Genomic DNA, 26,479 nt, shown 5'->3' with positions numbered 1-26,479 from the left:
GGTGATTTCGGATCAGGCGTTGCTAGCGGCGTTGCGGCGTACTTGTGTTTCAATCCACGCGTAAGTCGTCTCAAGGCCCTTCCGCAGGCTTTGTGTCGGACGCCATCCCAGCTTGTCTTCGATCAGTTGATTGTGGGAATTGCGGCCGCGAACTCCCAATGGGCCCGGAACGTGGTTCTTATGAAGCGTCTTGCCGGCGATATCGGCAACCATATCAACGAGCTGATTGATCGTGACCATCTCATCGGAACCGACATTGACCGGCCCCTCAAAGTCGGACCGCGTCAGCCGGATTGTGCCTTCGATGCATTCGTCGATGTAGAGGAATGAACGGGTCTGGTTACCATCACCCCAGATCTCAATCTCACCGTTGTTTGCAGCCATGGCGACCTTACGGCAAACCGCCGCCGGTGCCTTCTCCTTGCCGCCCGTCCACGTGCCCTGCGGGCCGAAGATATTGTGGTAACGCGCCACCCGGTTGGACATGCCGTGGTTCCGGTTAAAGGCGAGAAACAGCCGTTCGGAGAACAGCTTCTCCCACCCATATTCGCTATCGGGAGCGGCTGGATAGGCCGATGACTCCTTGCAGTTCGGATTGTCCGGATCTTCCTGGTTGTACGCCGGGTACATGCAGGCCGACGATGAATAGAAGATGCGCCGTATGTTACGCTTGTGGGCACGGTCGATAACGCCAAGGTTGATGGTGGCCGAGTTATGCATGATGTCCGCGTCATGCTCGCCGGTAAAAATGTACCCGGCGCCACCCATGTCGGCTGCCAACTGGTAGACCTCGTCGTAACGCCGATCGACCACTGCATCGACTACCCGTTGGTCCCGAAGGTCTCCGACTACAAAATCGTCCGCTTCCGTTTCGGCGAACTCCGGGAACTTCAGATCGACGCCGCGGACCCAGAACCCCTCGTTCTTGAGTCTCCGCACCAGATGGCTACCAATAAAACCGCCCGCACCGCAGACCAGCGCAAATTTCGTCATCAAATCGCATCCTTCTTCGACATCGGATAAGATCAGTCCAGCGCCTTAGCTGCGGTCGAGCGCTGACCACTGGACGCATGCCTGCGCTCACGCGCGGAGTGCAAGTCGTTGTTGTTATGGTAGAATACGAGACATCCTGTCGGATGGCACTCCGTCACAACGCGGTCAACCACCGAGCCTAGATCGGCGCGCTGGATCTCGCCACGGTCGACAGCGTCCACAAAAGCTTGTCTGCCGGCTGTTTCCAGTCGGCAAACTGTTCGTGCATGCAGAGGTCGGGCTGGCACGGCATCTACAGTCACGAACTCCGTCTGATCGGTGGATGAGCTGACCTCACTCGGAAGCATTTTTTCTTCGCATGCGACGGGCGACCGCGCCAAAAAGAGCCCTCGGCAGCTCTGCATTTAGTTTAGTTAGCAACTTGATGCCGGGGTGTTCGTACTGCTGCAGGACGCCGGGGTGCACTATGTTGATCGGATAACCGCTCGGCTCCAGCACCCGTACGCCTCGTGTAAAAACGAAGATGTTCTGGGCGTAATGCGGGAGAACCGTTTCATCGCTCCAAAACCTCGGACGCAGGTCGTTTGCTGCGTAACCTCGGTTTGCGAACTTCTCGACCCAGTAGTCCTGCCACTGCTCGTTAACATGTCCGACGCCGCGTTGGCCGGGGACAGCTGCCCCAAACAACACAGTGTCCGACTTGGTGCAGAGTTCTTCGATCACCCCGTCGGCGCGCTCTGGCGGGAGGTGTTCTGCGACCTCGAGGCACATCGCCAAATCAAACCGCTCCGCATCTGATCGAAGGGGTTTAGAAAGGTCCACGCTGTGCAACTCGATGGAAGAGTTGTCGAGCATGTCGCGACGAACCCAGTCGCCCTCGTAGCCGACCAATCTGGTTGCACCGAGACTGCCGGCGGCAGAAAGCCACGTGCCAGTGCCGCAGCCCAGATCAACGACCGAGCTAAACGGAAACAGTTGGCATACACACGTCAGCACAGTGCGTGCCGACGAAACGGTATGGCTCCGCCGGTTCTGATAGAAGTCAGTTTTGTACAGCGGCATGCAGGTGTCTCGCGCTCTGTTCGGTCGCAGGGCAGACGGTACGGCTCGTTGTCGGCGCTGAACGGGTTGCTTGGCTCCTCCGTATCCGGTCTGTTAGCTCGAATCGTCGACCGGAAGAAAGATACCGCCAATTGAGGGTACTAATCGCCAACATCGTCTACGCTACGCCCTCCGATCCTAGAGTAGTAGGGGGGGCGGAGGTCTCCACGAAGGCGCTTGCTGAAGGTCTGGTTGCGAGGGGGCACGAGGTTGTGGTGTTCAGGGGGCACGACAGCAAGGTAGCCGATGCTGATGAGAACGTTGAAGGGGTGCGCGTCGTTAGTCGCGACATTAGAAATTTCTATTGGCCTTTTGATGGCGTTGTACGAGTTAAGGCTAGCAAGGCGATGTGGCACATCGTCGATAACCTGGGTCTCGTACCGAGGGGGCTGACCGATCTTCTCGACGAGTTCGCTCCAGAGGTCGTTCATACAAACAATCTGATCGGACTGTCATGGGGAGTTTGGCGCGAGGCCGCCAAACGAAACATCCCGATCGTTCATGTCTTGCGAGACTATTATCTCGTGTGCGGACGCAGCGCTCGATTTCGCAATGGTCGGATTTGCACGTCTACTTGCGCCGAGTGCCGGGTCGCAACATTTGCCCGTGGGCCAAAAACCGTATTGGTCGACGCAGTGATAGGCAACAGCAAAGCTATCCTAGACACTCATCTTGAGGCTGGCCTATTTGTAAACGCCAAGATCCGAACCAACATCGTAAATATTGCCGAACGCCGCGCCGTGAGGGTTGTGCGAAGTGAAGACGGGTTCGTGACATTTGGCTACATCGGTAGAGCATCGTCAGAAAAGGGACTTGAATTACTCGCTAAGGCCTTCGGCAGGATGCAGGGCAACGTCAAGCTAGTGATTGCGGGCGAAACTCGGCCCGAAGTGCGCCAGCGGCTGGTAGCGGAGGCCGGGCGCGAAATCGACTTCATGGGATTCGTGGCGCCGGATGAGTTTTACTCGCGGGTTGACGTGGTTGTCGTTCCGTCGCTGTGGGCCGAGCCTTTGCCCCGAGCTGTCCTGGAAGCCTTCTCCTATGGACGTCCTGTAATTGCTTCAGAACGGGGCGGCATACCAGAGGCGGTGGGGACTGCGGGCGGTGGTTGGCTGTTCAATCCCGACAGTGTTGACGACCTTGTCGCCATCATGAACAAGGTCGCCTCCGAAAGGACGCTTACCGATAAGGCAGCGCTTCAGGCGTTCGAGAGCGCGCGTCGATTCAGCGCGGAGAATGTGACAGAAGCACATCTTGCGGTGCTCAGGGCCGTAACCGTCAAATGAGCGCGATGTGAACGCCGCCGCTACTGATGTGGTAGTGACGATCAAGAAATCGAGGCGGGACGATGCCAGAACTGGCCGATCTTGGCGGTGTTCTTCAACAGCAAGGACCCCCAGCCGCCGATCTCATTACTTCGGAGTGCCCGCAAGTCTTCCGCAGATTTTGCGATTATGTTTTTCAGAGATCGGTTGCTCGTCCCCCCAACCTTCATCCTCACTAGGAGCTTATCGAGATATCTTACCCCCCCGGCGATGTTGGGAAGAACGCGAAGGACAAAGTCGTAATCTGCGGCAATCCGATAGCTGCAGTCGAAGACGCCGAAACGTTCATAGACCGGACGTCGCAGGTACAAGGTAGGATGGGGAGGCATCCATCCCCGCCTCAACTTTAGGAGTGTGAACTCACCGCTGTGCCAGTATCGAATGATCTTGTGCGGCGCCTCACGTGTCTCATAAGTGAGGTTTCCGTAGACTGCCATGACGGCCGGGTCACGGAACTCTCGCGCAACGCTTTCCAGCACATCAGAAGATGCCAATACGTCGTCGGAGTGAAGAATGCCGATGACGTCGCCAGTAGCTTTGGCGACGCCCTTATTAAGGGCGTCAAAAAGTCCATCGTCAGGCTCGCTCAGAGCCACTCGGTTGGCGAACCGATCCGACTGTACGATCGTCATCGTGTTGTCGCTGCTGCCCCCGTCGATCACCAAGTGCTCTACGTTGCCGTAGGTCTGGGCAGCCAATGACTGCAGTGTTGCGGGTAGAGTTGCACCCGAATTGAACGTCGCCGTTATCATGGAAATGTTGATCGCCGCGCCAGTCATGCCTAGTAGTTCTCCAATCTCACGAACGGAGTACCTGGCCAACGCGCTCAAGACTTCATGAGCGTAGTCCGTGGGTCGGTCTCAGTCACAAGAAGCGATGCAGGAATCGTATCGCATTATTATATGGCAGACTCGGTTCAGTTGTGCCACTTCATCAGAGGCTCTTCCTTTGCGATGAGCCTAAAGTGCGACAGGCTCAGATTGCGCCACTAGACCCTGATGAAGAGGCATCCGCACAGGCGGCATGCGTTGCATTCTGAACGAAGTTTGCGTCGCCAGCTTAGCGCTTCCGCGGCGAGCGCAGGGGAAATGCAGGGGCGACTGCGGCTCGCCTTCACAACATCGCGCCGCGACACCGCAAAGAATAATGACCCCACCCTTATCGAAACGCAAATTTCTCTACGTTCGCCGCCCCGCGTGGCTGCAGGATGGTGGGACGATCTACGATGACATGCTGGTACGCTCACTGCGGGAACTTGGGGCGATCGTTTGGGAGCTTGACGGGCGCCGGCTCGGAACGGTGCAGGCCGTCGCCAGAGCGGTTCTCCGAGCCAGTACGCCTCGATACACGCGATTTGCGGCGGAGGTGCCTCAACTGCTAGACGCCGAAACAGAGATCATACTCTCACACGAGAGTTTCTCCGCCCTAGCGCACGACCTGCCGGTCGATCGTCGAATCCACCTCATCCTCCATAACCTGCCAAGCGCTTTCGACGACGAGGGTCGACTTAGTGTCGATGGGCTGATGATCGGCATGTCCCGCTTGTACGAGCGGAGACTGTTATCGAGGAACAACGTGAGAATCCTCGTTCTTTCGCTACGCGAGCAGCGGATCCTTGAGGAGGCCGGATTCAAGGTTAAGTACCTACCGCCCGGCTGCCCGCAGGCCCGACCGCTCTTGCCGACAAACGTGGGAAGTCCTCCTGAACTTGTCGTGTCTGGCACCTTCGGGTGGTCATTCAAGCGGCGCGATGCGGCTTGGTTGGAGCGTGCGATCTTGCAGCCCTCGAACTTCTCATCCGTGCTGCGCATGTTCAGCGATGCAACCTTTAATGGTTCCATCCCTGGGCAAACCGACTTGGAAAAGCTCCCGCAGGATCAAACCCTGCGGGTGGGCATCGTTCCGGATCGGTTTGTAACCGGAATGAAGCTTAAGGTACTGTGGTATATCGCAAACAACTGCGTCGTGTTGTCGCCCCGGGGCCTAGGCGAAGAGTTTAGCAATGTTCCTCACGCGGATCGGTTCGTTCGAGTATTCTCGGACGTGCGGAGCTTTGACGGGTTGATTTCATCGCTTGAGGGATTTGAAGACTGGGATGCCTTTGCCCAGTTTCGCGCTGCTTGCCTCAAGCGGTTCGACTGGACAGCACGCGCATTAGATGTTTTCGGGGGGGTCTTCAGTGACGACTAGGGCCGAGATCCGCAGCCCTTAGGGTGAGAGCATTGGACCCGAGTTCACAGGCCAGCGACGCGAGCGCACGCCAACAGCAATATCACAGAGAACGCGACTGCCCTCCAGGGAACCCAAGCGACAGTTTCAAGCCTAATGCTTGCTAACGCAATGGTCACGAAGGTTCCAAGGGCAGCGCTAGCTAACAACGCTGTACTCACGTCGCCCTTCCAGAGACCAACATAGTCCGAAGCAACCGCGAAGGCGCCAAAGGAAGTCAATGACAGGATAGGGCCGATCAAGACCGCCAACCGATCCGCACGCACCACAAAAATGGCATCCACCGCGAAATTTCTGAACGCAAGCAGCCCGCACGCAGCAGTGGCGACCAGTGTGCCATACGGATCGTCAAGTTGAACGCCCAAGTACCTAGCGAACAGCCCGCCGGCTACGATCCCAGCCGTCAGAAGCGCAGTGAAGGTGCCCCACAGAAGCAGGAACTGAGATTCCGCCGCCGCTGCGAAGGCGACTTTCGAACCACTCGTATGACTCCGGACGAGGTCGGGAAACGTCAAGAGGGTTACTGCGGCCCCCACGCTAAAAAAGGCGCGCTGTCCGACATCTATCGCTATGAGCACCGGGAAGCTGCCTGCTGCACCGGCCAAGGCAATGGAGGCGGACCGTGCGAGGGTGAAAATCCCAGCCGAGACAGCGCCTCCCAAGGACATGGTGCTTCCGTAAGACGCAATCTCGGCAAGGTCTTCTTTGGTGAACGTGCGGGTCGGAAGTCTGGCGCCAGCGCGGCTCGCCGCCGCTGCTAAGCTCGGTACGAGCGCCAAGATCTGGCTTCCTAGGTATCCTCCCAAAGCCCATAGGGCATCGGGCGCCCAAGAGGCTGCCACAAGGGTCCCAGTCGGCAACACGATGGCCCTCAACAGCGATGTTTGGACGAAGCCGAAATCGTCATACGCGGAACGCGCACATGTTTGGCGCCAATCGAGCATCGCAGTCGTCCCTGCTATCCCCACGACGAGAGCGAAGGCAACCCACCCAAACACCATCGCGGCGACCACCACAGCAGACGCGACAACCAACTCACCGAGGTACATCCAAGTTATTGCAGCCTGCAAGGATGCGGACTTGCGCGCACGTGACCCTTCACGCCAATAGCGAAGTACAGATAGCCTGAGCCATTCGAACGCCACGACACATGACAACTGGGCAGCCGAAAGGAGAAGGCTGAAGTGTGCGAACTCATGTGATGGCAAGATCTTCGATATACCAAGGATCGTCACCAGCCCGCCTGCAGCGGAGGCAAGAGACGAAACCGGTAGCGATATCCTCCCGAAACCTCGCAGGCTCATGAACGCGGCTCAGCAGTAGGTGGATGTTTATTTATCGCGGCAGCAGAGGCAAGAATAAATACTATTGACCATGTGCGAGCATCAGCGAATCCGCCAATTGACGTCCAAACGAGCAAAATGGCGACAACGGTCCACGAGGCATCGCTTTTCGCAAGAGCGGAACAAAAGCCATGGATGCAGAACAACAGCGCCGCGGCGCCCCCGATCCCGAGATATATTAGCATCCAGGCTATGTTGGACGTGATCAGCCGTTCGGAGGGACTTCCATAGTAGTAAGAGAAGTTGCTCCACGCATCCAGTCTGCTCCAGACGCTTGAAATGATGGGGTAAACATCGCTCTCGGATCCTATGCCAAAACCGAAGACGGGCAACTCGGAAATCGCGTCCAAAGCCGCCGCGTATGGCGCGACCAACCGAATGAAGACACTTCCACCTCCAAGAAATCCCGTCTCGTTCAATGCGTAAGCCAAGAGGCTGGCGCCCGCAGCGCATACGCAGATTGTCGTGATTGAGGCGAGCAGGTTGCCTCGTTGAGGCGAGAGGTAACGTAGGAGGACAAGCAATAGGAAAATGAACAGCGTGACACTTCTCACGACTGCAAAATAGCACGCAAAAAGAACGAGCAGCTGGAGCAGGCTCCGCTGGCGGCTCGTTCCATCTGTAACTATGTTGTCAGCGAGAGTTAACAGGCCAAGGAATATGCCTACAAAGGATGGCTCTGTACTAAGGCCAAGAGGTCTCACCCATCCCCAGAGCGCTTCGTCGCGAGCGATTGCGTCATAGATTGCAACCGGCCGCCAAGCGTACAAGTTCTCATAAACGAGAAGAACAAACTCCCTCGGTGCGAATATCTCAATGAGTGAGGCGAAAAATATGATTGCTGTTATAGCTCTAAAGGTTCGTGACATCCCATTTCTGCCGGCCGCCATCATCACGCACACAGCCCCAACACCGGACACGATAGAAAGCGAGATCTGTGCGCACGCCAACAGTCGAGGCCAGCTGTTCGCCACAGTAAAAACTGATGTTACCGCGCTAGCCGCTACAATCAGGAGCAATGCAGCGACCCAGCCCAAGACTATCTTCGGCTGTGGAAGGAACTGTAGGTAAAGTGCGATGCCGACCAGGCCCGCTCCATTTGCGATGGCGAACGGAACGATGAGGCCTCCGTCAGAGCCAAGGATGCTGAAGCCGGAATAGACTCCGATCCAGTAAACAAACAGCAATAGCGTCGCTAGGCGGATCTGCTTGGGCGTTGCGACGGGCACGTCGCGGCTAGGGACGGCGACCGTCGGCATGGCGCCCGACGGACCACTAGCGTGAGCGTCGGCGTCCGCCCCGGCCCGGGAGCTTTGCATTATGTCCGTTCCTGGATGTAAGGAGGCTGACGAGGCAGGGTCTGCTGCATATCTCGCACGGGTACTGGCGGGAAGTGTTTCGATCTGTTTTGCGCCGCGTTGCCCGTTCGGATCAGCGGGTGCGAGATCTGGAACAACCGGATCGTGGATTCCATTGGGGCAGTGGGGTCTGCGGGATCCGATATCGCTTCTTCCAAGGACGCATCAAACGTGAAAGATACTGGGAAGCTGCTCACCGCTGGAGCAGGCGACGTAGCCAAGCCCTCGTCTCCACCCTCACTTCGATCCAAACCCTGACACCACGATCCCCACCGTCCTCAGCGCAATCAGCACGTCGAGCCACGGCGAGAAGTTCTTGATGTAGTAGAAATCGTAGTGGAGCTTGTCGCGGATCTGGTCGACTGCGGTCACGTGGCCCTGGTTGATCTGGGCCCAGCCGCTGATGCCGGGGCGGACGATGTGGCGGTAGCGGTAGAAGGAGAGCTCCTTTTCGTACCATTGCGCCAGCGGCAGGGCCTCGGGGCGGGGGCCGATCCAGCTCATCTCGCCGCGCAGGATGTTGATGAGCTGCGGCAGTTCATCGATGCGGGTGCGACGCAAGAAGCGACCGAGGCGGGTGATGCGCTCGTCATCGAGCAGGGTGATCGCCTGCTGGCGGCGATCGCCGGAAACCTCGCTGTCAGTGCGCATGGTGCGGAACTTGTAGACGTGGAAGGGCAACCCGCGGAAGCCAACTCTGGTCTGCCGGAAAATCGCTGGGCCTGGCGACTCCAGCCAGATGGCGAGGCCGACCAGCAGCAGGGCGGGGAACAGCAGCACCAGCGCCAGGAGCGCGAAAATCCAGTCCAGCCCCTGCTTGATCTTGAGATAGAGCGCGTCGGGGTTGAGCGAGCCGAGTGTATTCTCGGAGAGCTGGGTGATCTCCAGCCGGCCGGTCAGCGACTCGCGGATCTGCTTGACGTGGAAGATGCGGATGCCGGCGAGGGCGCAATCGGCGATGAAGCGTTCCCAACGTGGATCGAGATCCTGCCGCAAATCGACGATCAGGCCGTTGAGGCGGCCCGGTGGTAGGGTGGGGGTGTCGAGCGGCAGCCACTCCACCTCGCGGATCGAAGCGAGCGTTTCGACCTCGCCACCCGGCACGATAGCGAGGCGCACCGTGCGGTAGCGGCGGTTGAGGGCGTGGGCGACAAACACCCAGACGACGGTCAGCGCGAAGCTGGTGGGAAACAGGTACCGATTGTACTCGAGGCGCAGCATCAAGAGGGCCGCCAGCGCCAAAAGGAAACTCACCAGCAGGGCCGGCACGCAATAGATGCTCTCCTCGACGCCGGGCAGCCGTGCCAGTTGGCGCAGCCCGATCAGGCCCAGGGTGATGGCGAAGGTGGTGGCGACGATAGTGGAGATCTGCTCTGGCAGCAGCCAGCCGTCAATGTCGGTGCCCCAGCGGAAGGCCACCGGCACGAGGACGCCGAACAACAGGGCGCCGAAGATCTGCACGCGTGTGCGACCCAGCCGGCTCAGTAGCCAATGCGGAGGCCATAGGCCTCCCAGGCCCTCTCCCTGAATTTCCGCAGATTTTGCCGCATCCTGCGTCATTCATCAGTATCCCCTCAGTTGGGCAGTTCAGTGCTTCTCAATGAAAATTAACGCTGCTCTTGTTCAAAGAAGGTCTCAAAATACGATCATCATGCGCAAGTTGTTGCCGTTTCTGCTCGAGGCTGAGCTGGTCATGCAGGATGAGCTTGTCTTTGCTGCCGGTGGTGACGATTAAGAAAGAAATCGACCGCATGAGAGCGTGGCCGCTGAATTCATGAGGCGGTGTAGTATCCGGCGTACTTGCCCGAATAGGCGGACTTGGAAATCTCCTGCTGGTTGAGCACGGCTAGAATTTCTGTCTCCGGCTTCTTGGCGCCCTGGAGCAGCGTCACCGCATGACGAACATCGTGCTGCGAAGTGCTGGCCCAGCGAACTACAAACACAATAGAATCAGCGTGCTTCACAAGATACAACCCATCAACCACTGGTCCGACGGGCGGTGTATCAAGAACAACAATATCGAACGTGGAACGCGCCGCACTAATGAGTCGAGCGAACGTGGTACTAGAAAGCAGCGAATCTGTGGCAATGTCACTTCGCCGGGCGCCGAGCACAACTTGGGCGCCGCTTTCATCATCGACAGTCATGATTGACGGCAGCGCATCTTCCTTCACCGCGTGATTGAGATATTCGAGCAGGCCAGTGGACGGCTCGAGGCCGAGTTGACGATGAATACTGGGTTTTCTGAGGTCGCAGTCGATCAACAGGGTCTTGTGGCCGGCCAGCGCATAAGCTCGGGTAATTGAGAGAGCCAGCGTGGATTTGCCTTCGCTCGGCGACGCCGACGATACCATTATGACGATGCCACCGGCCGGCCGGTTCGCCTCACTGCGTTGCAGCGACTGATCTATGCCGACGCGGATGCGGCGCACAGATTCCGCGAAAATCGAGAGCGGGCTCGACACCATGTATTCGCCGATCCCGCCGTCGCCGGCGCCGGCCCGCGCCTCCTTCTGGCGCGGCACCGCCGAAATCACCGGGCCGCGGAGGAACGAGTGCAACTGCGCTTCGCTGGTGAAGCCGCCGACAAAGTTCTCCCTCAGGAAGGCGAGGCCGATGCCGAGGCCGAGGGCGGCGAGGCCGGCCAGCGTCAGGATCTGCCGCGGGTTGGGAAACGAGGGCTCGGAGGGTGGCAGGGTCTGCGACACCACGCGACTGTCGGCTACCTGCAGATAAGCCTGGGCCTCGAGCTCGCGCAGGCGCGACAGCAGCGTCTGGTACTGGGTGCGGGCAATCTCGGCGTTCTGCTGCAGCTCGTAGATATTGGTCAGCACGTCGGGCGGCAGGTCGGTGGAGAGGATGCTCGTGCGCAGCTGGTTGCGGATATCGGAGGCCTGCGACTGATAGGTGGCGACGCGCTGGCGCATGGTGGTGAGCTCGGCCGTCGTCGAGTTCTCGAGCTCGGCGTCGAGCTTGGCGACCTCGGCCCGCAGGTCGATCGATTGCTGCGAGTCGTCGACGGTGTCGGCGAGGCTGTTGACCAGCTGCTGGCGCTGCTCGGCGAGGGCCGTGATCGCCTGTGAGCCGAGATTGGCCGATACCGCAGCCCAGTCGCGCTGTTCGAGGCTACGCTGCACCAGTTCCGCCACCGCCGCGTCGCGGGCCCGGTTGCCGCCGACTTCCTTCAGTTGCGCGCGCAACGCAGCCAGATCGGTGCGACCCGTCTCCGCCGTGATGGTGTCGATATTATCCTCGATGAATTTGTCGAAGGCGCCTTCCGATTGCGAGACGGCGGCGCTGGCGCCGGCGATACGGCCCTGGATGATGTCGCGCGAGGCGAGGGTGGAGCCGATCTTGGCGGCGAGCTGCACCTTGATGTAGGCGGCAGCGACCGCGTTGGCGATACGCGCCGCCGTTGCCGGATTGGGGGAACGGGCCTGGATGGCCAGCATGAAGGTGAGGCCGCGGCGCTGCACGGTGACGCTTTCGCGCAGCTTCGCCATGACGCTCTGCAGCGCCTCGTCGCCGGTGGGCAATGTCGCCTCGGCGATGCGGAAGAAGCTCAGCACCGTATCGCGGAACCCCAGCCGTACGCCAAATTCGGGGTCGTCGATGAGGTTTTCGTCTTCGATGGTCTGCAGCAGCGTCGCTTCGGACTTCGCCAGCTCCACCTCGCTGTCGACCCGGGCGCTTTCACCCGAGCCGCCGCCCATCTGGGCATTGGGATCGAGCAGGTCTTTCCGCGAGGGGTCGACCAGTACCAGCGTGCTCGCAGTATAGATCGGCTTCATGGTGAACACGGCAGCCGTAGCAACTACCAGCACGGCGAGGACGGTAATCGCAATCAACCGAGCCTGCCGGCGCAGCAACCCCAGGATGCTGCGGAGATCGAAACCTTGGTCGTTCATAAATATTCAAGCACCAATTGCTGCCACCCCTGTGGGTCCGGCCGGTGGACTATGGCGGATAGTGAACTATTGAGGCCGCCGGTATGCGCTTAACGTGCACCTGGAATGCGCGCCTGCACCGAAAAGGACTGTGGCTGATTCTCTCGGCTCAGGCGAACTGCTGACAATCTGCCGGTAAGATAAGCCCCAGTATCGACCGAAATGCGGTGATCGCCGAAGACTACGTCGGGGGTCGGCGTATGGCCATGCAGCACCAGCTTTTGAAACTCAGCGTAACTCGTTGCAGGCTCGTTACGAATCCACAGCAAGTCATCGGGATGCTGTTGCTCTAAAGGGGTGCCCAGACGCAGGCCCGCGTGCACGAAAAGATAGTTGGGCGTCGAAAAAAGCAGCGGCAGCTGCCTCAAAAAGTCGCCGTGTTCGGCAGGAATGTGGCTGTGGATCAGGTCGCGCAGGGCCGAGCGGGAGGCGCCGGCCACCGCCGTTTCGGAAATCCCGTAAGATTGCAGCGTCTCGATGCCGCCGAAGCCCAGCCAGGACGAGTTGCGCGAGGGCTGCTCGAGGAATTTCAGCATGGCAACCTCGTGGTTGCCGGCAATCGAGATCCGCTGGAAGCCGTCCGGCAGTGGCGCCAGGAGGTGATCGAGCACGCCGGCCGATTGCGGGCCGCGGTCGACATAGTCGCCCAGCATGACCAGCCATTTGGGACCCGGTCGCCGGGCCGCGTCCTCGAACAGCAGCGCCTCCAGCTGGCGCAACAGATCGAGGCAGCCATGGATGTCGCCGATGGCGTAAATGGTGCCCGGCTCCTCCGCCGCGCTGCGAGCCTCGAACTCCGCTGTCGCCTGCCGGGGGCGCGACAGCGGCAGCCGGGCGAGCAGGTGCTGCAGGTACTTACGCATGGTGCCTCCGCTGTTCCGCCGCGCCGATGCCGGCGCCGATGGCGAGAAAGACGATGGCCACGAAGACGAACGCCACGGCCTCGATCTCGAGGCTGAAATCGACGCTCGAGTGAACAGCTGCCACCACAATCACCCCGATCGCCGCGAGGCGTGGGCCGCTGGGGCGTGCGGCGAGAAGCCGGATGGCCACCGCCAGCACGATGATCAGCGGCAGGCTGCCGAAGATGAATCCGAACTCTGCCCAGAGCGCGAAGTAGGTGGAATGCGCCTTGTTCCACACCACGTCGGGGCTGACCGGAAGCTGGTGGAACAGCGGGAAGGCGCCCTCGAAAGTGCCGCCGCCATAGCCGACGAGCGGGCTCGACAGGATCATCTGCCAGACCTGCCGATACAGATCGGCCCGGACGTCGCCGGCGGTTTCGAGCGAGCCGAGGCGTTCGAGCAGGCCACTGCCATTCAGGGCCAGCATGCCGACAGTCCCAAGCAGCAGCGCGGCGAGGATGCCCAACCAGATGCCGGTGCCGAGGCGGCGGCCGGCCAGCGCCAGCAGCGTCACCGAAAGGGCGCCGACCAGTCCGGCGACAAAGCCCATGCGCGATTGGGTGGCGACGAGCGCCGCGCCGATGACGAACAGCCCCACGCCGATCAGCGCCAGGGTCGCGACGCGGCGATGGCGCTTACGCCGGCTCTCGCCCCGCTCGAGCTGGCCGATGGCCAGCGCCACGCCGATGGCGAGGCCGAAGGCGAGATAGGTGGCGTAGCTGTTGCGATTGACGAAGGGGCCGGTGGCGATGCCCCCCGAGCCCGGGATGCCGAGCAGGGCGCCCAACTGCCCCTGCAGCACGATGCCGAGCAGGCCATAGGCGACGATGATCGCGAAGATGGCGTTGAGCACCCGGTCGGCGCGGGAGTTGCGGTAGCCCACTTGCAGGAACAACAGGGCCAGCAGCCCGTAGGAGGCGAACTGCAGCAGCGTCAGGCTGGTGGTTGCTGGATCGAGGCTGATGCTGGATGCGCTGAGCTGAAGCCCGCGGGGAAAAGTCTGGATCGGGCTGTAGCCGAGGCCGCCCAACGGCAATACCTGCACCGCGACGAACAGCAGCAGCACGATGAACAGGATCGTCAGTTCCGGCAGGTGCCGGGGGCCGATGCGCAGCGCGCTGTGCCGGGCGCGCTGCGAGAGGAAATACACCAGCCCGATCACGCCGAGCGCGACACCCCAGGCGGCCCAGAATGCCGGCCGGTTGCTCCCGAGCGGCAGCGGCGACAGGCCAACCAGCAGCAGCAGCATCCCGCCCAGCCGGCCGTTGGCATTGCCGCGGTTGGTCGGCACGGCGTGCCGGCGCGTGCGCTCCATGGCTTGGTCGGGCAGGGCAGTCACGTCTGGGCTCCAGTTCTCTCAGGGGGTGGCAGGGGTGCTCGCTCTGCGGGCGGCGATCTCGTTGCGCAGGGCCGCGACGAAGCGCCTCTGCTGCTCGGGCGGCAGCGTTTCGACGATCGCCGTGATGCGCTCACGGAATCCTGCCAGCGCGGCGTAGCGGCGGGCAATCACCCGGATGCCGCGCTGGCTGACGACCAGCAGCGCCAGATCGGCCTCGTGGCCGGCAATGGCGGCGGGCTGCAGCTGCGCCAGGTGATCCTCGGCCAACTTGACGCGGAGCTCGGCCAGCCATTGCTCGGTCGGCGCCAGCGCTCGCGAGGTGCTGAGGGCGGCGTTGAGGGCGCCGGAGTCGGTATGTTCGGCGGCCAGCAGTGCCTCGACATAATAGGCATAGGCGTAGGTTGGCGATGACTCGGCAAAGCCGGTGGCAGCGCTGCTGCAGGTTCTGAGCGCCGCGTTGCGTCGCTCGGTGGGCATGGCGAGGCCATAGAGCGAGCTCGCGACTGCCACGCAGTCGTCGAGCACGAGATCATGCGCCGGACGCGACAGCCCGGGATGGAACTGACCGTCGGCGAGCACCTCGATCCGCTGCGCAAGCCCGTTGCCGGCGAACAGATAGGGGCTCGATTCGGCGAACAGCGCGTAGGCCGACCCGGCGGCAAGTAGCAGTGAGGTGAGCGAAAGCAGCACTAGCCCAGGGGAGTGACGAGCTCGCCGACCGGTCATCGCCATGCCCTCGAGACATCGGCGTTACAAGGCGAAACCTCAGGTGATTTAAGCAACGAGACGTGGTTAACCTTGCTAATTCTGCCTGCTCCGGCTTCTCGCCACGAGAGTCGCTCAGTGTCAGCAAGATTGACCTCGACGGGTACCATGCAGTACCTTGTGCCATCCTGCGGAGATATTTGTCATGCGCAACATACTTGGAACGCTTGCCGTCGCTAGCATGGTGACCTTCGGCGCGATAGCCCCCGTGGGGGCCCAGAGCGTCGTGACCAGCGTATCGATCGCCGACATCAAGGCCAGCTGCCACACCGGCGGCAGCGAGCAGGCGTGCATCGCTGCGGTCGAGGCTTACATCGCCGACATCAGGGCGGCAGGGCTGCCGGCCGATCAGAAGGACGCACTTCTGGCGCAACTCGTGGTTGAGCTGGGCTCGGTTGCCTCCAGCCTGCCGGCCGACGTCCGGGCCCGCGTCGCGGATGCCATCAACATCATTGCCAACGAGATCACCGATCCCGCCCTGGCCTCTCGGGTACAGGTCGCCGCGGCGAATGTCGAAGCCGGCATCGACCTCGGCGCGGGCGACGTCTCGGCCAGCCCGGCTTGACGATCCCCCGCGGACAAGCGGGTTATCGCGAGCATCGCACGTAAATGGGTTGGCGGCCTTCCCGTCGCCGACGTTAGTTGTTCGGGATTCTGGTTGCGACACATCAGTCGGCGGAACGCTGGCGCTGTGCGACGATCACGCCGGCGACGATCAGGATGATGCCGCAGAGCGCCGCGATCGAGACCGGCTTGCCGGTCAGCACCCAATCCAGCGCCACGCCGCCGAGCACCTGACCGGCGATGATCAGCATGGTCGAGCGGGTGGCGCCGATCTGGCCGATGATCCAGCTGCTCAGCGCCACGAACACCACACCGACCGGCCCGCCGAAATAGATGTGCCACGGCCCCGAGAACGCGCCGTCGCTGAGCAGGCCGCCGATCGCGAGGCCAATGACGGTCAGCAGGCCAAAGCCGACCAGGTGGTTGCAGAACGAGGCGAACAGCGCCGAGGTCGACACCGCCAGCCGGCCGTTCAGCTGGCGGCTGACGCCGACCAGTCCGCCGGCGACAAAGGCAAGAACCACTGCTTCGATCATAGGCTGCCCCAGATCACGAGGGCGCTGCCGGCGACAATCAGCGCCAGCGCAACGGCGTCCCCCAGCCGCAGGCGCCGCTTGGCGATACCGAACAGGCCCCAGCGGTCGGCGGCGAGGCTGAAGACGATCTGGCCGGCTAGGCCCAGCGCCAGCGTGCCGCTCAGCGCCAGCGACGAGTTCACCGCCGTCGAGGTCATGATCACCGTTACCGCGCCGGCAAAACCGCCGAGATAGGCCCAGAGCGGAATGGCCTGGCGCGGCGCATCGCTGCGCTGGATCGCCTTCCACCACAGCGGGATCACCAGCACGGCCGCCACCGTTCCGGTGCCGTGCGCCATCCATGACGAGAACAACGCACCGCCCTGGCGGGCGAGTTCGCCGTTGAGGTGGACCATGAGCGAGAGCAGGGCCCCTGCCGCCAGCGCGGCAAGGTTGGCGGCGAGATCGATCCGGCGGGGTGACATGTGGAACTACGTTGGGAGGTGGGCCCGAGCAAGTGACGGATGGCGGGCCGCATCGTCAAGATGTTCGAGCGATCTGGAGCTATGCGCCCTCCGGCGGTGCGACCCGATCGAGGAAGTCACGCATGATCTTCGAGACCTCGTCGAGATGGGTTTCCAGCAGCCAGTGGCCGCCGTCGAGCAGGTGCAGCTCGGCATCGGGCAGATCGCGCAGATAGGCCCGCGCCGATACCTCGGGCATATATTCGTCATATGGCCCCCAGACGATCAGCGCCGGCGGGCGATGCGTCCTGAGGTAATCCCGATGTTGCGGGAACCAGGCGCGGTTCTGTTTGAGGCCGGCGATGAGATCGATGGCGATCTGCTGGCGCCCTGGGGTCAGCAATGACCAATGCAATTCCCACAGGTCGGGAGGCAAGCGGTTGGCAATCTCGGTCGGCGTGCCGTTCTGGAACTCCTCCCTGAACGTCTCTTTGCTGATTGCCTTGGCCAGCTCGGCTCGCATTTCCGCGGGCGGCAATTCCCAGGTGCGCTCGATCTCGGCGTATTTCGGGCCCAGCGCGTCGTCGTAGGGCACGTCGGCATTCTGCAGGATCATCGCCACGATGCGTTCGGGCGCCTTGATGGCGAGGCGCGCCCCGATCGGCGAGCCGAAATCATGCAGGTAGAGGACGAAGCGGTCGATGCCGAGCGCGGTGACGAAGTCGTCGAGGAAGTCGGCATAGCCGTCAAAACTGTAGTCGAAGCCATCCGGGTCGCTGCTGTAGCCGGCGCCGGGAAAGTCCGGTGCAATCAGCCGCCAGCGATCGGCCAGCCGGGGCATCAGGTTGCGGAATTCATAGGATGAGCAAGGGTAGCCATGGGGCAGCAGGAGAACCGGCGCGTCGGGTGGTCCCGCCTCGCGGAAGAACGTGTCGACCTTGCCGACCATTGTCCTCAGATGCCGAACCTGCCCATCCACGAAAATCACCTTTCCGGCTGCCTTGCTCTGGGGTGAACGCAGCCGAGCGGTCGTGCGTTTCATCGCAGCGCAGGCAGTTGCCATCCCTTGACAGTTTGGTCGGAAAGGCGCGCCGTGGCTGGTCTGCCGGCGTGCCGGCGGCCCAGGCTCATCCGCCCGTTCGACACATGAAGGGGACTGACATGCCAAACCACACCTACAAGAAGATCGATCTGGTCGGCTCGTCGACGACCTCGATTACCGATGCGATCGAAAGCGCCATTGCTCGGGCGCATCGCACCACGCGCAACCTCGAGTGGTTCGAGGTCGCAGAAGTGCGCGGCTCGATTTTCGAGGGCAAGGTCGCGCAGTATCAGGTGGTCATGAAGGTCGGCTTCCGGATCGAGGATCCGAGCTGATCAGGGCCGGACCCACTGGGTCTGGACCACGCCGCGATCGATCAGTTCCATATCGCGGGCCTCGAGACCGGCGCCGGGCAGCACCAGCCTTGGGTGGCCCTTGCTGAAGCAGAGGATGCCGTCGGGCAGCGTCAGCTCGCGAACTTCCGCGAGCACGAAGCGATCGAACAGCGGCAGGAACAGGTCGAACGTGCCGGTGCCGCCGGTGATGGCGATGGTGCCCGAGCCGATGCCGAGTTGCCCGAGGACATCGCCGATCTCCATACCGTCCGGGTTCCAGAAATGCGTCAGGAGATCGGCCGGGTCGCGTTCGAGCGTTGCGACCGAGCGGGTCAGCACCAGGCGCTTGCGGCCAGGGTTCGGATGCCGCTCGTGGCCGAGCCGACCGAGGACGACCAGCGCCGCTGCGTCGAGCGCCGCCTGGAAGATGCGCCAGTCTGCTTCGTTGCGGAGGGCCGGCGGCATGCTGCCGTCGGCAGCGGCGATCATGCCATCGACCGAGACGATGGCATGGCCTTCGACGATAACACCGGCGTCGGGAATGGACATGGGGAGCTGGACCTTTCGTCTTGCGCGATTGCTGTGAGACGCCCGCGAAAGCTGGAGACTCTGTTTCTCATACCGATAGCCATGCGCGGCGCGCCTTGCTAGCTATTGGCGGGGCGCGGCAGGTGCCCAGTGGGCGGGAGAGCGCCGATGAAACTGGACCAGTACTGGCGTCTGGGCGCAGCTTGCGCCGTGGCGTTGCTGATATCTGCAGGCCCGGCCCGGGCCGTCTCCGTGCCGTCGGCAGCAGAGGACGGGCTCGGGCACTTCCTCGGCTGTTTCTCGCTGCTGCTCGATTCCGTGGCGCATGCCGAGAACTGCGGCCCCAGCCGGGTGCCGCTGGATTTCATCTCGCTGGGAGCCGGGGGGAGCGGGGATGTCGCCCCGCCGGCGCCGCCCTGTCTCCCCTGTTCCGAACCACGCGGTCTTGTCGACTTGCCGCCTCTCAGTCCGTACCGGGTAGCCATGTTGTCGTATGGGCCGCTCGCAGGACCGCCGAAGCCACGGCGGTGGGAGCTGCTGATGGCCTGCTGTCCCGGCGGCGGCGCCTGACGCCGCCCATGACCGACACCCTTTCGCCAACCCTGCTGCCCCTGGGCGACCGTGGGCTGCTGATCCGCTTCGCCGAGACCCTTTCCGACGACGCCAATCGGGCCGCCATCGGTTTTGCTGCCCGGGCTGAGGCAGCGGGCGTGCGCGGCGTGGTGGAGGTCGTGCCGAACCTCGTTTCGGTGCTGCTCCGCTATGAACCATCGGCGATCAGCTTCGACGCGCTGGCCGGTGAGGTGCGCCTGCTGGTCTCGGCCCCCGGGCAGCCGGCTGCCGCGGACGCCGAGCACCGCGTTGCCGTGCGTTTCGACGGCGAGGATCTCTCCGATGTAGCGGGGTTGGTGCGGCTCTCGGTGTCGGACTTCATCGCCGCTCACAACGCCGCGCCACTGCGCGTACTGGCGACTGGCTTTGCGCCCGGCTTCATCTATTGCGGCATGCATCCCGAGGCGCTGGTGGTGCCGCGACGGGGCGTGGTGCGGCGGCAGGCACAGGCCGGTACGGTGTTGTTCGCCGCCGGGCAGACGGCGATCACCTCGACCGCCATTCCGACCGGCTGGCACGTGATCGGCCACACGGAGTTTCGCAACTTCGACCCGGCCGCCGAGCCCCCGACCACGGTGCGCGCCGGCGACAGCGTAAAGTTCGTGGCATCATGAGCGCCATCCGCATTACGCGCGCCGGGCCCCTGGCGACGCTGCAGGATGCCGGGCGGCCAGGGCTGTTGCGGCACGGCATCAGCGCTTCCGGTCCGATGGATGGCGCGGCGTTCGCGCGGGCGGGCGGCTGGCTTGGCGCGGCGGGGACCACCGCGATCGAGTTCACCACGGCGGGGCTGAGCTTCGTCGCCGAGGGTTCGGTTTCCATTGCGGTCGATGGCGGGGCGTTCGAACTCAGCATCGATGGCGAAGCGAAGTCATGGCCGGCGAGGGCGCTGCTGGGCGCTGGGTCAGTCGTGGATATCCGGCCCGGTCCGGCCGGGAACTACGGCTATCTGCGGCTCGACCGCGAAATCGAGGTGCCCCTGGTGATGGGTAGCCGGGCGACCAGTTCGATCGCCGGGATCGGTGGCTTTGGTGGGCGGGCTCTGCGGGCTGGCGACCTCCTGCCGCTCGGCGCCACGCTGCCCCGCGGACGGGGCCAGCATCCAACTCCAGCCGAAGTCGCCGACGGCCCGATCCGCATCGTCTGGGGCATCCATGCCGACCGCTTCGACAACGCCATCCGTCAGCGTTTCGTTACTGATGGGTTCGCGGTGTCGTCACAGCTCGATCGCATGGGCGTGCGGCTTGGCGATCCCAGCCAGGTGTTCGCCGACGCCAAAATCCTGTCACTGGTGTCGGATGCGGTGGTGCCGGGCGATATCCAGATCCTCGGTGATGGCACCCCGATCGTGCTGATGCGCGATCACCAGCCGACCGGCGGCTATCCGCGGATCGCGACGGTGGTGACGGCCGATCTCGACCGGTTTGCCCAGCTGCGGCCGGGCAACCAGGTGCGGTTCGTGCCGGTGACCGTGCAGCATGCAGAAGGACTGAAGCGGTGAACGAACTCGATCTCAATGCCGACCTCGGCGAGGGTATGCCGGGGGACGCAGCTTTGTTCGACATCATCTCGTCGGCCTCGATCGCCTGCGGCGGGCATGCCGGGGACGAAACGACAATGCGGCTGGCGCTGCGGGCGGCCAAGGCGCGGGGTGTGGCGGTCGGCGCGCATCCGGGCTTTGCCGATCGCGAGCACTTTGGTCGTCGCCGCTTGTTCCTGCCGCCCGAAGAGCTCGACGAGCAGGTGCGGGGGCAGGTGCGCGCCTTGGTCGAGTACGCCGAGGAGGAGGGCGTGCCGGTGCGTTACCTGAAGCTGCACGGCGCCCTGGCCAATATGGCGGCCGAGGAGCCGGCGGTGGCGGCTTTGTGCTTTGCCTCGGTGACCGGCCTGGTGCCGAGCCTGTCGGTGCTGGCGATCGACGACAGCGCCCAGGTCGAGGTGGCAGAGGCACTGGGCTATCCGGTGGTGCGCGAGGCCTATGCCGATCGCGCCTACCAGCCCAACGGGCTGCTCGTGCCGCGGTCGGAGCCCGGCGCGGTGCTGCACGATGCGGGGGCGATTGCCGACCGCGCCGTCCGGCTGGCGCGGGCGGGGGAACTGGTGGCGATCGATGGCTCGGTGATCAGTACGCAAGCCACCTCGCTCTGCATCCACGGCGACACCAACGAGGCGGTGGCGATTGCCCGTGCCGTGCGTGCGGCGCTCGAGGCCGAGGGGATCGCCATCCGCGCCCCTTACTGAGGTTGCGCGGCGGGGCGAGTTGTTCCATATCGGCGGCTCCACCCCCCAGGAGCTGCCATGACCGCCAAGATCATCGACGGAAAATCCTACGCCGAGGGGCTGCGCACCCGGATTGCCGGCCATGTCGAGCGCCTGAAGCGCGAGCACGGCGTGACACCCGGCCTTGCCGTTGTGATCGTCGGACATGATCCGGGCAGCGAAATTTATGTGAGCCAGAAGGCCAAGCAGACCGTCGAGGTCGGCATGCACTCGGAAAAGTACGAACTGCCTGAGGATGCCTCGGAAGCCGAAGTGCTGGCACTGGTGCAGAACCTCAATGCCGATCCGGCCATTCACGGCATCCTGGTGCAGCTGCCGCTGCCCAGGCAGATCGATCCCAACAAGGTGATTGCCACCATCTCGCCCGACAAGGACGTCGACTGCTTCACGCCGGCCAGCGTCGGCAAGCTACAGATCGGACTGCCGGGGCCGGTGAGCTGTACGCCACTCGGCTGCCTGATGCTGCTGCGCGATACGCTCGGTTCGCTCGAGGGGCTGAACGCGGTGATCGTCGGCCGCTCAAATCTCGTGGGCAAGCCGATGGCCCAGCTGCTGTTGCGTGAGAACTGCACGGTGACGGTGGCGCATTCCAAAACCAAGGACCTCGCCGATGTGGTTCGGCAGGCAGACATCGTGGTTGCCGCGGTCGGCCGCCCGCAGATGATCAAGGGAGACTGGATCAAGCCGGGCGCGACGGTGATCGATGTGGGCATCAATCGGATCCCGGCGCCTGAGCGTGGCGAAGGCAGGACGCGTCTGCTCGGGGACGTCGATTACCCGGCGGCGGCCGAGGTTGCGGGCGCCATTACGCCGGTGCCGGGCGGGGTAGGGCCGATGACCATCGTCTGCCTGCTCGCCAACACGGTGACGACCGCCTCGCTGATCAACGGCATCACGCCGCCGAAGGATTTGACGCCCTAGGACCGCGGGAGCCGGGCTGCTCCCCTCCCCCTTGAGGCAGGGGGGTGGGGGTGGTGAGGTGGCCACGGTGCTGACTTCACCACCCCCTCCCTCAATCCCTCCCCTCCTAGGGACGCGGTAGCGCCCCGGGGGGAGGGAGGCGACGACTGATAGACGCGAGGCTATGTCGGCCTAACGCTTCGCCGCCGCGTAGGCATCGGCCAGCCGCTTGGGTGCCCGGAACCTCCAGGCGTCCTCGAGTCGCAGCGACAGTTCCTCGTCGCCGATCACGTCGAGCCGCACCAACAGGCCCGGCCAGCCCTTGAAGTGATCGGTCTGCCAGTAGACGTCGGGCGCCATTTCCATCAGTAGTTCCTTCTGCTCGAGCGGGCAGTGCAGCACCATTTCCTGCGGGCCGCGCACCGAGGCGAAGTTCTTGCCTTTGACCTTGATTGAAGGAGCGCCGTAGCTGGTGGACTCCGCCACATCGGGCAGGCCGAGCGCAGAGCACAGGCGCAGCATCCGATCCATCTCGCTCTCCCTCGTTCCGGCCACGGCCATCTCCCTCTGGGCGAAGCAAAAAACTGCGCTCGACTAGCCTTGCAAGTCTGGCGCATCTGCAACCGATTGGCTACACCAGCCTTGAACCCGAAGCGCCTGTCTCCCGGGGTCTCCATGACCAATGAATCCGACATCGCGGAAATCGGGGAAGCCCGGCCCGATCCGAACGCGCTTCGCGGTCCGGACGATCACCTGAATCAGGATTGGATCGAGCGGCTGCGCGCCCACCTCTCGGCGGGCGAAGAGCACGACGTCGCCGAGATGATGGAGCCGCTGCACGCGTCGGACGCGGGCGACGTGCTGGAGGCGCTGGAGCAGGATGAGCGCGTCGCGCTGGTCCAGATGCTGGGCGACAAGTTCGACTATCTGGCGCTCACCGAGGTCGACGACAACGTCCGTACCGACCTGATCGAAGAGCTGCCGGCCGAGGACGTGGCGCGCGGCGTCGCGACGCTCGACAACGACGACGCCGTCTACATCCTCGAGGATATGGACGCCGGCGACCGCGAGGAAATCCTCGCGCAACTGCCGGCCTTCGAACGGCTGAGCCTCAAGCGCAGCCTCGATTTCCCCGAGGATTCCGCCGGCCGGCGGATGCAGACCGATTTTATCGCCATCCCGCCATTCTGGACCGTCGGCCAGACCATCGACTACCTCAGGGTGGAAAAGGAGCTGCCGGACGAGTTCTACCAGCTCTACGTCGTCGACCCCGGTTACCGGGTGCTGGGCACCATCCCACTCGACAAGTTCCTGCGTTCGAAGCGGCAGGTGCGCATCGAGAACCTGATGAACCACGATGTTCTCACCGTGGAAGCGACCGAGGACCAGGAAGAGGCGGCGCGCGACTTCGAGCGCTATGACCTCGTGGAAGTCGGCGTGGTCGATGAGAACAAGCGGCTGGTTGGCGTGCTGACCGTCGACGACATCGTCGACGTCATCCATGAAGAGGCAACCGAAGACATCAAGCTGCTCGGCGGCGTCGGCGACGAAGAGCTGTCGGACAACGTGCTGTCGACGGTGCGGAGCCGCGCGCCCTGGCTGGTGGTGAACCTCTTCACCGCCATGCTGGCCTCGTTCGTGATCAGCCTGTTCAACGCCACCATCGAGCAGATGGTGGCGCTGGCGGCGCTGATGCCCATCGTCGCCTCGATGGGCGGCAATGCCGGGACGCAGACCATGACCGTGACGGTGCGGGCGCTCGCCACCCGTGACCTCGACCGGGGCAGGGTGCGCCGCCTCATCGTCCGTGAGGTGACCGGCGGCTTCCTCAATGGCTGCATCTTCGCGGTGCTGATCGGCGCCATCACCTGGCTCCGCTACGCCAATCTGAGTCTCGGGATGGTCATCGGCTTAGCCATGATCATCAACATGATCGCCGCCGGCAGCGCTGGAATTTTGATCCCGCTGACCCTCAACAGGCTGAAGGTCGACCCGGCAATCGCCTCCTCGGTGTTCGTCACCACCGTCACCGATGTGATTGGATTCTTCGCGTTTTTGGGTTTGGCCGGGCTCTGGTTCGGGCTGTTCTGAAGCGCTTTCCACAGGGATACTCGACCTATCCACTGTGGCTTTCCCGCCACTTCCCAACCACGCCCTTGCCGAGTTAACGAATCATTACTGTCGCAATTTCGTCACCAAGTGTGGTTGCGGCAGCCCGTGAACGGCAAAAAGGAGCTTTGATGCGAGGCCAATCAAAGACCGAATGGTGGCGTTCAGCCTTACCGACAGTGTCCTGGACACTCGTCTGTTTGCTGGCCATGTCACTCGTGTTCACTATCGTTGCCGGCGCCTAGGACGGGGTGCAACTGGACCTGAAGGTCCTTCGATAGTACAGAATTTTGGAAGGGCGCCGGGCCACTCGGCGCCCTTCCGCTTTTGAGGCCGACCGATGAAACTGATCTTTGCCAACCGCAATTACTCGAGCTGGTCGCTGCGCGCCTGGCTGGTGCTCCGCCACTTCGGCATCTCGTTCGATGAGGAACTGGTGCTGCTCAACGGCGAGGGCTGGCAGCAGAACCTGCGCAAGAAATCGCCCAGCGGCAAAGTGCCGGTGCTGGTCGATGGCGACGTGGTGCTGCCCGAGACCACGGCGATCATCGAGTACCTCAACGACAAGTATCCGGCCAAGGGTATCTGGCCGTCCAACCGCGTCGAGCGGGCCTACGCGCGCTCAGCCGCGGCCGAGATGCATGGCGGCTTCAACGCCCTGCGCGACGCGGCGCCGATGAACCTCCGGGCCTCGCATCCGGGCAAGGTCGATTTCGACGTCGTGGCCGATGACCTGAAGCGCATCGAGCGGATCTGGGGTGACCTGCTGTCGCGTTCCGGCGGCCCCTACCTGTTCGGCTCGTTCAACGCCGCCGACGCCATGTTTGCGCCGGTGGCGACGCGCATCCGCACCTACGAGCTGCCGGTGAGCGACCTGGCGCAGGAATATGTCGAGGCGATCTACGCCCTGCCGGCCTTCCAGGAATGGTTCGCCGAGGCGGTGAAAGAGCCGTGGGTGGTCGAGCACGACGAAATCGACATCATCCTCGCCAGGCGGGATGCGGCCGGCACCGCATGATGCACATGATCAAGCTCTGCGTCGGTGTTGCGACGCTGGAGGAGCTCGAGTCCTATCGCAGCGAACGGGCCCACTGGTGGGGCGCCGATTACGGCGAGGACGTGCACGTCCACCGCACCCGCACCATGCCCAAGCGCAAGGACGAGATGGAGGGGCAGGGGTCGATCTACTGGGTGATCTCGGGCGTCGTGCGCTGCCGCCAGCCGATCCTGCGACTCGCTGAAGCGGTCGATGAGCAGGGGCTCAAGTGCTGCGACATCATCATGGCGCCGGACATGGTTCGCACCATCCCGCGGCCGAAGTCGCCGTTCCAGGGCTGGCGTTACCTTGACCCCAGGGATGCACCCGCCGATATCGGCAAGGGCGGCTTCGAGGAGGAAGGCTCGCTCGAACTCGCTGAAGAGCTGGCGAAACTGGGACTGATCTGATGCAGAGCACAGCGATCAAGGGCGTCAATGTCGGCTTCTACGAAGGGCCGGTGATTGCCGCCGAGGTGGACAGCAACGATGTGATCGGCTCGACCTATGGGCTGGGCATCGACCTGATCGCCATCCCGGTGGAACACCTGGTGGACGATTTCTTCTGGCTGAGCAGCGGGCTCGCCGGCGCGGTGCTGCAGAAGTTCCAGCAATACGGTTTTCGCGTTGCCATCCTCGGCGACATCTCGCGCTTCACCGCCGAAAGCCCGTCGCTGCGCGACTTCATCTATGAGAGCAACCGGCGCGGACAGGTGATGTTCCTCGCCGACCGGGCAGCGCTGGAAGCGCGGCTTTAGGGTGACGTTGCGTGCCTGTCATCGCCCGGTGC

The 26,479-nt window shown here is 62.9% G+C and carries 27 protein-coding genes; 12 read left to right on the top strand and 15 right to left on the bottom strand.

What is annotated here, in order from left to right:
• Positions 1-12: 12 nt before the first annotated feature.
• Complete coding sequence (locus tag ACSQ23_RS12125; RefSeq protein ID WP_436090775.1) at positions 13-993, bottom strand: NAD-dependent epimerase/dehydratase family protein; 981 nt, start codon at positions 991-993, stop codon at positions 13-15.
• A 333-nt stretch (positions 994-1,326) separates the two neighbouring features.
• On the bottom strand, positions 1,327-2,055 hold the full coding sequence (locus tag ACSQ23_RS12120; RefSeq protein ID WP_436090774.1) for a class I SAM-dependent methyltransferase: 729 nt from the start codon (positions 2,053-2,055) through the stop codon (positions 1,327-1,329).
• Here ACSQ23_RS12120 and ACSQ23_RS12115 point away from each other — a divergent pair.
• Positions 1,995-3,380 carry a glycosyltransferase family 4 protein gene (locus tag ACSQ23_RS12115; protein WP_436090773.1) on the top strand — a complete coding sequence of 462 codons (1,386 nt, stop codon included), beginning with the start codon at positions 1,995-1,997 and terminating at the stop codon, positions 3,378-3,380. The genes ACSQ23_RS12120 and ACSQ23_RS12115 overlap by 61 nt on opposite strands.
• Before the next feature lie 41 nt (positions 3,381-3,421).
• Here the strand turns inward: ACSQ23_RS12115 and ACSQ23_RS12110 are convergent, their stop codons facing one another.
• Positions 3,422-4,198 carry a glycosyltransferase family 2 protein gene (locus tag ACSQ23_RS12110; RefSeq protein WP_436090772.1) on the bottom strand — a complete coding sequence of 259 codons (777 nt, stop codon included), beginning with the start codon at positions 4,196-4,198 and terminating at the stop codon, positions 3,422-3,424.
• Between the two features lie 745 nt (positions 4,199-4,943).
• Between ACSQ23_RS12110 and ACSQ23_RS12105 the strand changes: the two genes are divergently transcribed.
• Complete coding sequence (locus ACSQ23_RS12105) at positions 4,944-5,609, top strand: hypothetical protein (protein WP_436090771.1); 666 nt, start codon at positions 4,944-4,946, stop codon at positions 5,607-5,609.
• A 44-nt stretch (positions 5,610-5,653) separates the two neighbouring features.
• On the opposite strand, the gene ACSQ23_RS12100 is transcribed toward ACSQ23_RS12105, so the two are convergent.
• From ACSQ23_RS12100 to ACSQ23_RS12070, 7 genes are all read right to left on the bottom strand, one after another.
• Positions 5,654-6,427 (bottom strand): hypothetical protein, encoded by a 774-nt coding sequence (locus tag ACSQ23_RS12100; protein ID WP_436090770.1) that lies wholly within the window; start codon positions 6,425-6,427, stop codon positions 5,654-5,656.
• 521 nt (positions 6,428-6,948) lie between these two features.
• The gene (locus ACSQ23_RS12095; RefSeq protein ID WP_436090769.1) at positions 6,949-8,250 is read right to left on the bottom strand and encodes a hypothetical protein; all 1,302 of its coding nucleotides are present in this window, start codon (positions 8,248-8,250) and stop codon (positions 6,949-6,951) included.
• Positions 8,251-8,586: 336 nt separating this feature from the next.
• Positions 8,587-9,810: a sugar transferase gene (locus ACSQ23_RS12090; RefSeq protein WP_436090768.1), complete on the bottom strand. Its 1,224-nt coding sequence runs from the start codon at positions 9,808-9,810 to the stop codon at positions 8,587-8,589.
• Positions 9,811-10,121: 311 nt separating this feature from the next.
• Positions 10,122-12,257 (bottom strand): GumC family protein, encoded by a 2,136-nt coding sequence (locus ACSQ23_RS12085; RefSeq protein WP_055878269.1) that lies wholly within the window; start codon positions 12,255-12,257, stop codon positions 10,122-10,124.
• An 89-nt stretch (positions 12,258-12,346) separates the two neighbouring features.
• Positions 12,347-13,159 carry a metallophosphoesterase family protein gene (locus ACSQ23_RS12080; protein WP_055878267.1) on the bottom strand — a complete coding sequence of 271 codons (813 nt, stop codon included), beginning with the start codon at positions 13,157-13,159 and terminating at the stop codon, positions 12,347-12,349.
• The gene (locus tag ACSQ23_RS12075) at positions 13,152-14,540 is read right to left on the bottom strand and encodes an O-antigen ligase family protein (RefSeq protein WP_436090767.1); all 1,389 of its coding nucleotides are present in this window, start codon (positions 14,538-14,540) and stop codon (positions 13,152-13,154) included. Before ACSQ23_RS12075 ends, ACSQ23_RS12080 begins: the two co-directional genes overlap by 8 nt.
• An 18-nt stretch (positions 14,541-14,558) precedes the next feature.
• Positions 14,559-15,266: a hypothetical protein gene (locus ACSQ23_RS12070; protein WP_156384529.1), complete on the bottom strand. Its 708-nt coding sequence runs from the start codon at positions 15,264-15,266 to the stop codon at positions 14,559-14,561.
• 184 nt (positions 15,267-15,450) lie between these two features.
• On the opposite strand from ACSQ23_RS12070, the gene ACSQ23_RS12065 reads away from it, so the two are divergent.
• Positions 15,451-15,870, top strand: coding sequence for a hypothetical protein (locus tag ACSQ23_RS12065; protein WP_156387301.1), 420 nt, complete (start codon positions 15,451-15,453; stop codon positions 15,868-15,870).
• A gap of 103 nt (positions 15,871-15,973) precedes the next feature.
• Here ACSQ23_RS12065 and ACSQ23_RS12060 read toward each other — a convergent pair whose 3' ends face one another.
• The 3 genes from ACSQ23_RS12060 to ACSQ23_RS12050 all read right to left on the bottom strand — a co-directional run bounded on the left by ACSQ23_RS12060 (position 15,974) and on the right by ACSQ23_RS12050 (position 17,797).
• Positions 15,974-16,405: a DMT family transporter gene (locus ACSQ23_RS12060; RefSeq protein ID WP_055878259.1), complete on the bottom strand. Its 432-nt coding sequence runs from the start codon at positions 16,403-16,405 to the stop codon at positions 15,974-15,976.
• Complete coding sequence (locus ACSQ23_RS12055) at positions 16,402-16,869, bottom strand: DMT family transporter (protein WP_436090766.1); 468 nt, start codon at positions 16,867-16,869, stop codon at positions 16,402-16,404. Before ACSQ23_RS12055 ends, ACSQ23_RS12060 begins: the two co-directional genes overlap by 4 nt.
• Positions 16,870-16,948: 79 nt before the next feature.
• Entirely contained in the window at positions 16,949-17,797 is an 849-nt protein-coding gene (locus tag ACSQ23_RS12050) for an alpha/beta fold hydrolase (protein ID WP_055878256.1), read from the bottom strand.
• Positions 17,798-18,009: 212 nt separating this feature from the next.
• On the opposite strand from ACSQ23_RS12050, the gene ACSQ23_RS12045 reads away from it, so the two are divergent.
• Positions 18,010-18,225 carry a dodecin gene (locus ACSQ23_RS12045; RefSeq protein ID WP_055878254.1) on the top strand — a complete coding sequence of 72 codons (216 nt, stop codon included), beginning with the start codon at positions 18,010-18,012 and terminating at the stop codon, positions 18,223-18,225.
• On the opposite strand, the gene ACSQ23_RS12040 is transcribed toward ACSQ23_RS12045, so the two are convergent.
• On the bottom strand, positions 18,226-18,774 hold the full coding sequence (locus ACSQ23_RS12040) for a dihydrofolate reductase (RefSeq protein ID WP_436090765.1): 549 nt from the start codon (positions 18,772-18,774) through the stop codon (positions 18,226-18,228).
• Positions 18,775-19,331: 557 nt separating this feature from the next.
• Between ACSQ23_RS12040 and ACSQ23_RS12035 the strand changes: the two genes are divergently transcribed.
• From ACSQ23_RS12035 to ACSQ23_RS12020, 4 genes are read left to right on the top strand one after another with little or no spacing between them, the layout of a single operon-like run.
• Positions 19,332-19,979, top strand: a complete 648-nt coding sequence (locus ACSQ23_RS12035) for a 5-oxoprolinase subunit B family protein (protein WP_436090764.1) — start codon at positions 19,332-19,334, stop codon at positions 19,977-19,979.
• Positions 19,976-20,866 carry a biotin-dependent carboxyltransferase family protein gene (locus tag ACSQ23_RS12030; protein WP_055996007.1) on the top strand — a complete coding sequence of 297 codons (891 nt, stop codon included), beginning with the start codon at positions 19,976-19,978 and terminating at the stop codon, positions 20,864-20,866. The genes ACSQ23_RS12035 and ACSQ23_RS12030 overlap by 4 nt, the downstream gene beginning before the upstream one ends.
• Positions 20,863-21,606, top strand: a complete 744-nt coding sequence (locus ACSQ23_RS12025; protein WP_200940421.1) for a LamB/YcsF family protein — start codon at positions 20,863-20,865, stop codon at positions 21,604-21,606. The genes ACSQ23_RS12030 and ACSQ23_RS12025 overlap by 4 nt, the downstream gene beginning before the upstream one ends.
• 57 nt (positions 21,607-21,663) lie before the next feature.
• Complete coding sequence (locus ACSQ23_RS12020; protein ID WP_055878245.1) at positions 21,664-22,566, top strand: bifunctional methylenetetrahydrofolate dehydrogenase/methenyltetrahydrofolate cyclohydrolase; 903 nt, start codon at positions 21,664-21,666, stop codon at positions 22,564-22,566.
• Positions 22,567-22,737: 171 nt separating this feature from the next.
• Here the strand turns inward: ACSQ23_RS12020 and ACSQ23_RS12015 are convergent, their stop codons facing one another.
• Complete coding sequence (locus tag ACSQ23_RS12015; RefSeq protein WP_055879788.1) at positions 22,738-23,100, bottom strand: MmcQ/YjbR family DNA-binding protein; 363 nt, start codon at positions 23,098-23,100, stop codon at positions 22,738-22,740.
• A 120-nt stretch (positions 23,101-23,220) separates the two neighbouring features.
• Here ACSQ23_RS12015 and mgtE point away from each other — a divergent pair, with 120 nt between their 5' ends.
• The 4 genes from mgtE (at position 23,221) to ACSQ23_RS11995 (ending at position 26,447) form a co-directional block, all read left to right on the top strand.
• Positions 23,221-24,636, top strand: a complete 1,416-nt coding sequence (gene mgtE, locus ACSQ23_RS12010) for a magnesium transporter (RefSeq protein WP_055878243.1) — start codon at positions 23,221-23,223, stop codon at positions 24,634-24,636.
• A gap of 358 nt (positions 24,637-24,994) precedes the next feature.
• On the top strand, positions 24,995-25,672 hold the full coding sequence (locus ACSQ23_RS12005) for a glutathione S-transferase family protein (protein WP_055878241.1): 678 nt from the start codon (positions 24,995-24,997) through the stop codon (positions 25,670-25,672).
• The gene (locus ACSQ23_RS12000) at positions 25,669-26,100 is read left to right on the top strand and encodes a DUF1489 family protein (RefSeq protein WP_248310517.1); all 432 of its coding nucleotides are present in this window, start codon (positions 25,669-25,671) and stop codon (positions 26,098-26,100) included. The genes ACSQ23_RS12005 and ACSQ23_RS12000 overlap by 4 nt, the downstream gene beginning before the upstream one ends.
• Positions 26,100-26,447 carry a DUF4180 domain-containing protein gene (locus ACSQ23_RS11995; protein ID WP_055878240.1) on the top strand — a complete coding sequence of 116 codons (348 nt, stop codon included), beginning with the start codon at positions 26,100-26,102 and terminating at the stop codon, positions 26,445-26,447. The genes ACSQ23_RS12000 and ACSQ23_RS11995 overlap by 1 nt, the downstream gene beginning before the upstream one ends.
• The last annotated feature ends 32 nt before the right edge of the window (positions 26,448-26,479 follow it).

The organism is Devosia sp. LjRoot16, from assembly GCF_964252795.1.
Taxonomy (GTDB): Bacteria; Pseudomonadota; Alphaproteobacteria; order Rhizobiales; family Devosiaceae; genus Devosia_A.
This window is presented reverse-complemented; position numbering and strand designations above follow the sequence as displayed.

Bases quoted from the DNA above. Each gene is read 5' to 3' on its own strand.
- mgtE (WP_055878243.1), top strand. From the start codon at position 23,221: ATGACCAATGAATCCGACATCGCGGAAATCGGGGAAGCCCGGCCCGAT.
- ACSQ23_RS12080 (WP_055878267.1), bottom strand. From the start codon at position 13,159: ATGCGTAAGTACCTGCAGCACCTGCTCGCCCGGCTGCCGCTGTCGCGC.
- ACSQ23_RS12040 (WP_436090765.1), bottom strand. From the start codon at position 18,774: ATGTCCATTCCCGACGCCGGTGTTATCGTCGAAGGCCATGCCATCGTC.
- ACSQ23_RS12060 (WP_055878259.1), bottom strand. From the start codon at position 16,405: ATGATCGAAGCAGTGGTTCTTGCCTTTGTCGCCGGCGGACTGGTCGGC.
- ACSQ23_RS12105 (WP_436090771.1), top strand. From the start codon at position 4,944: ATGATCGGCATGTCCCGCTTGTACGAGCGGAGACTGTTATCGAGGAAC.
- ACSQ23_RS12120 (WP_436090774.1), bottom strand. From the start codon at position 2,055: ATGCCGCTGTACAAAACTGACTTCTATCAGAACCGGCGGAGCCATACC.
- ACSQ23_RS12000 (WP_248310517.1), top strand. From the start codon at position 25,669: ATGATGCACATGATCAAGCTCTGCGTCGGTGTTGCGACGCTGGAGGAG.
- ACSQ23_RS12070 (WP_156384529.1), bottom strand. From the start codon at position 15,266: ATGACCGGTCGGCGAGCTCGTCACTCCCCTGGGCTAGTGCTGCTTTCG.
- ACSQ23_RS12020 (WP_055878245.1), top strand. From the start codon at position 21,664: ATGACCGCCAAGATCATCGACGGAAAATCCTACGCCGAGGGGCTGCGC.
- ACSQ23_RS12085 (WP_055878269.1), bottom strand. From the start codon at position 12,257: ATGAACGACCAAGGTTTCGATCTCCGCAGCATCCTGGGGTTGCTGCGC.
- ACSQ23_RS12035 (WP_436090764.1), top strand. From the start codon at position 19,332: ATGACCGACACCCTTTCGCCAACCCTGCTGCCCCTGGGCGACCGTGGG.
- ACSQ23_RS12005 (WP_055878241.1), top strand. From the start codon at position 24,995: ATGAAACTGATCTTTGCCAACCGCAATTACTCGAGCTGGTCGCTGCGC.
- ACSQ23_RS12030 (WP_055996007.1), top strand. From the start codon at position 19,976: ATGAGCGCCATCCGCATTACGCGCGCCGGGCCCCTGGCGACGCTGCAG.
- ACSQ23_RS11995 (WP_055878240.1), top strand. From the start codon at position 26,100: ATGCAGAGCACAGCGATCAAGGGCGTCAATGTCGGCTTCTACGAAGGG.
- ACSQ23_RS12095 (WP_436090769.1), bottom strand. From the start codon at position 8,250: ATGCCGACGGTCGCCGTCCCTAGCCGCGACGTGCCCGTCGCAACGCCC.
- ACSQ23_RS12050 (WP_055878256.1), bottom strand. From the start codon at position 17,797: ATGGTCGGCAAGGTCGACACGTTCTTCCGCGAGGCGGGACCACCCGAC.
- ACSQ23_RS12055 (WP_436090766.1), bottom strand. From the start codon at position 16,869: ATGTCACCCCGCCGGATCGATCTCGCCGCCAACCTTGCCGCGCTGGCG.
- ACSQ23_RS12125 (WP_436090775.1), bottom strand. From the start codon at position 993: ATGACGAAATTTGCGCTGGTCTGCGGTGCGGGCGGTTTTATTGGTAGC.
- ACSQ23_RS12110 (WP_436090772.1), bottom strand. From the start codon at position 4,198: ATGACTGGCGCGGCGATCAACATTTCCATGATAACGGCGACGTTCAAT.
- ACSQ23_RS12045 (WP_055878254.1), top strand. From the start codon at position 18,010: ATGCCAAACCACACCTACAAGAAGATCGATCTGGTCGGCTCGTCGACG.
- ACSQ23_RS12065 (WP_156387301.1), top strand. From the start codon at position 15,451: ATGCGCAACATACTTGGAACGCTTGCCGTCGCTAGCATGGTGACCTTC.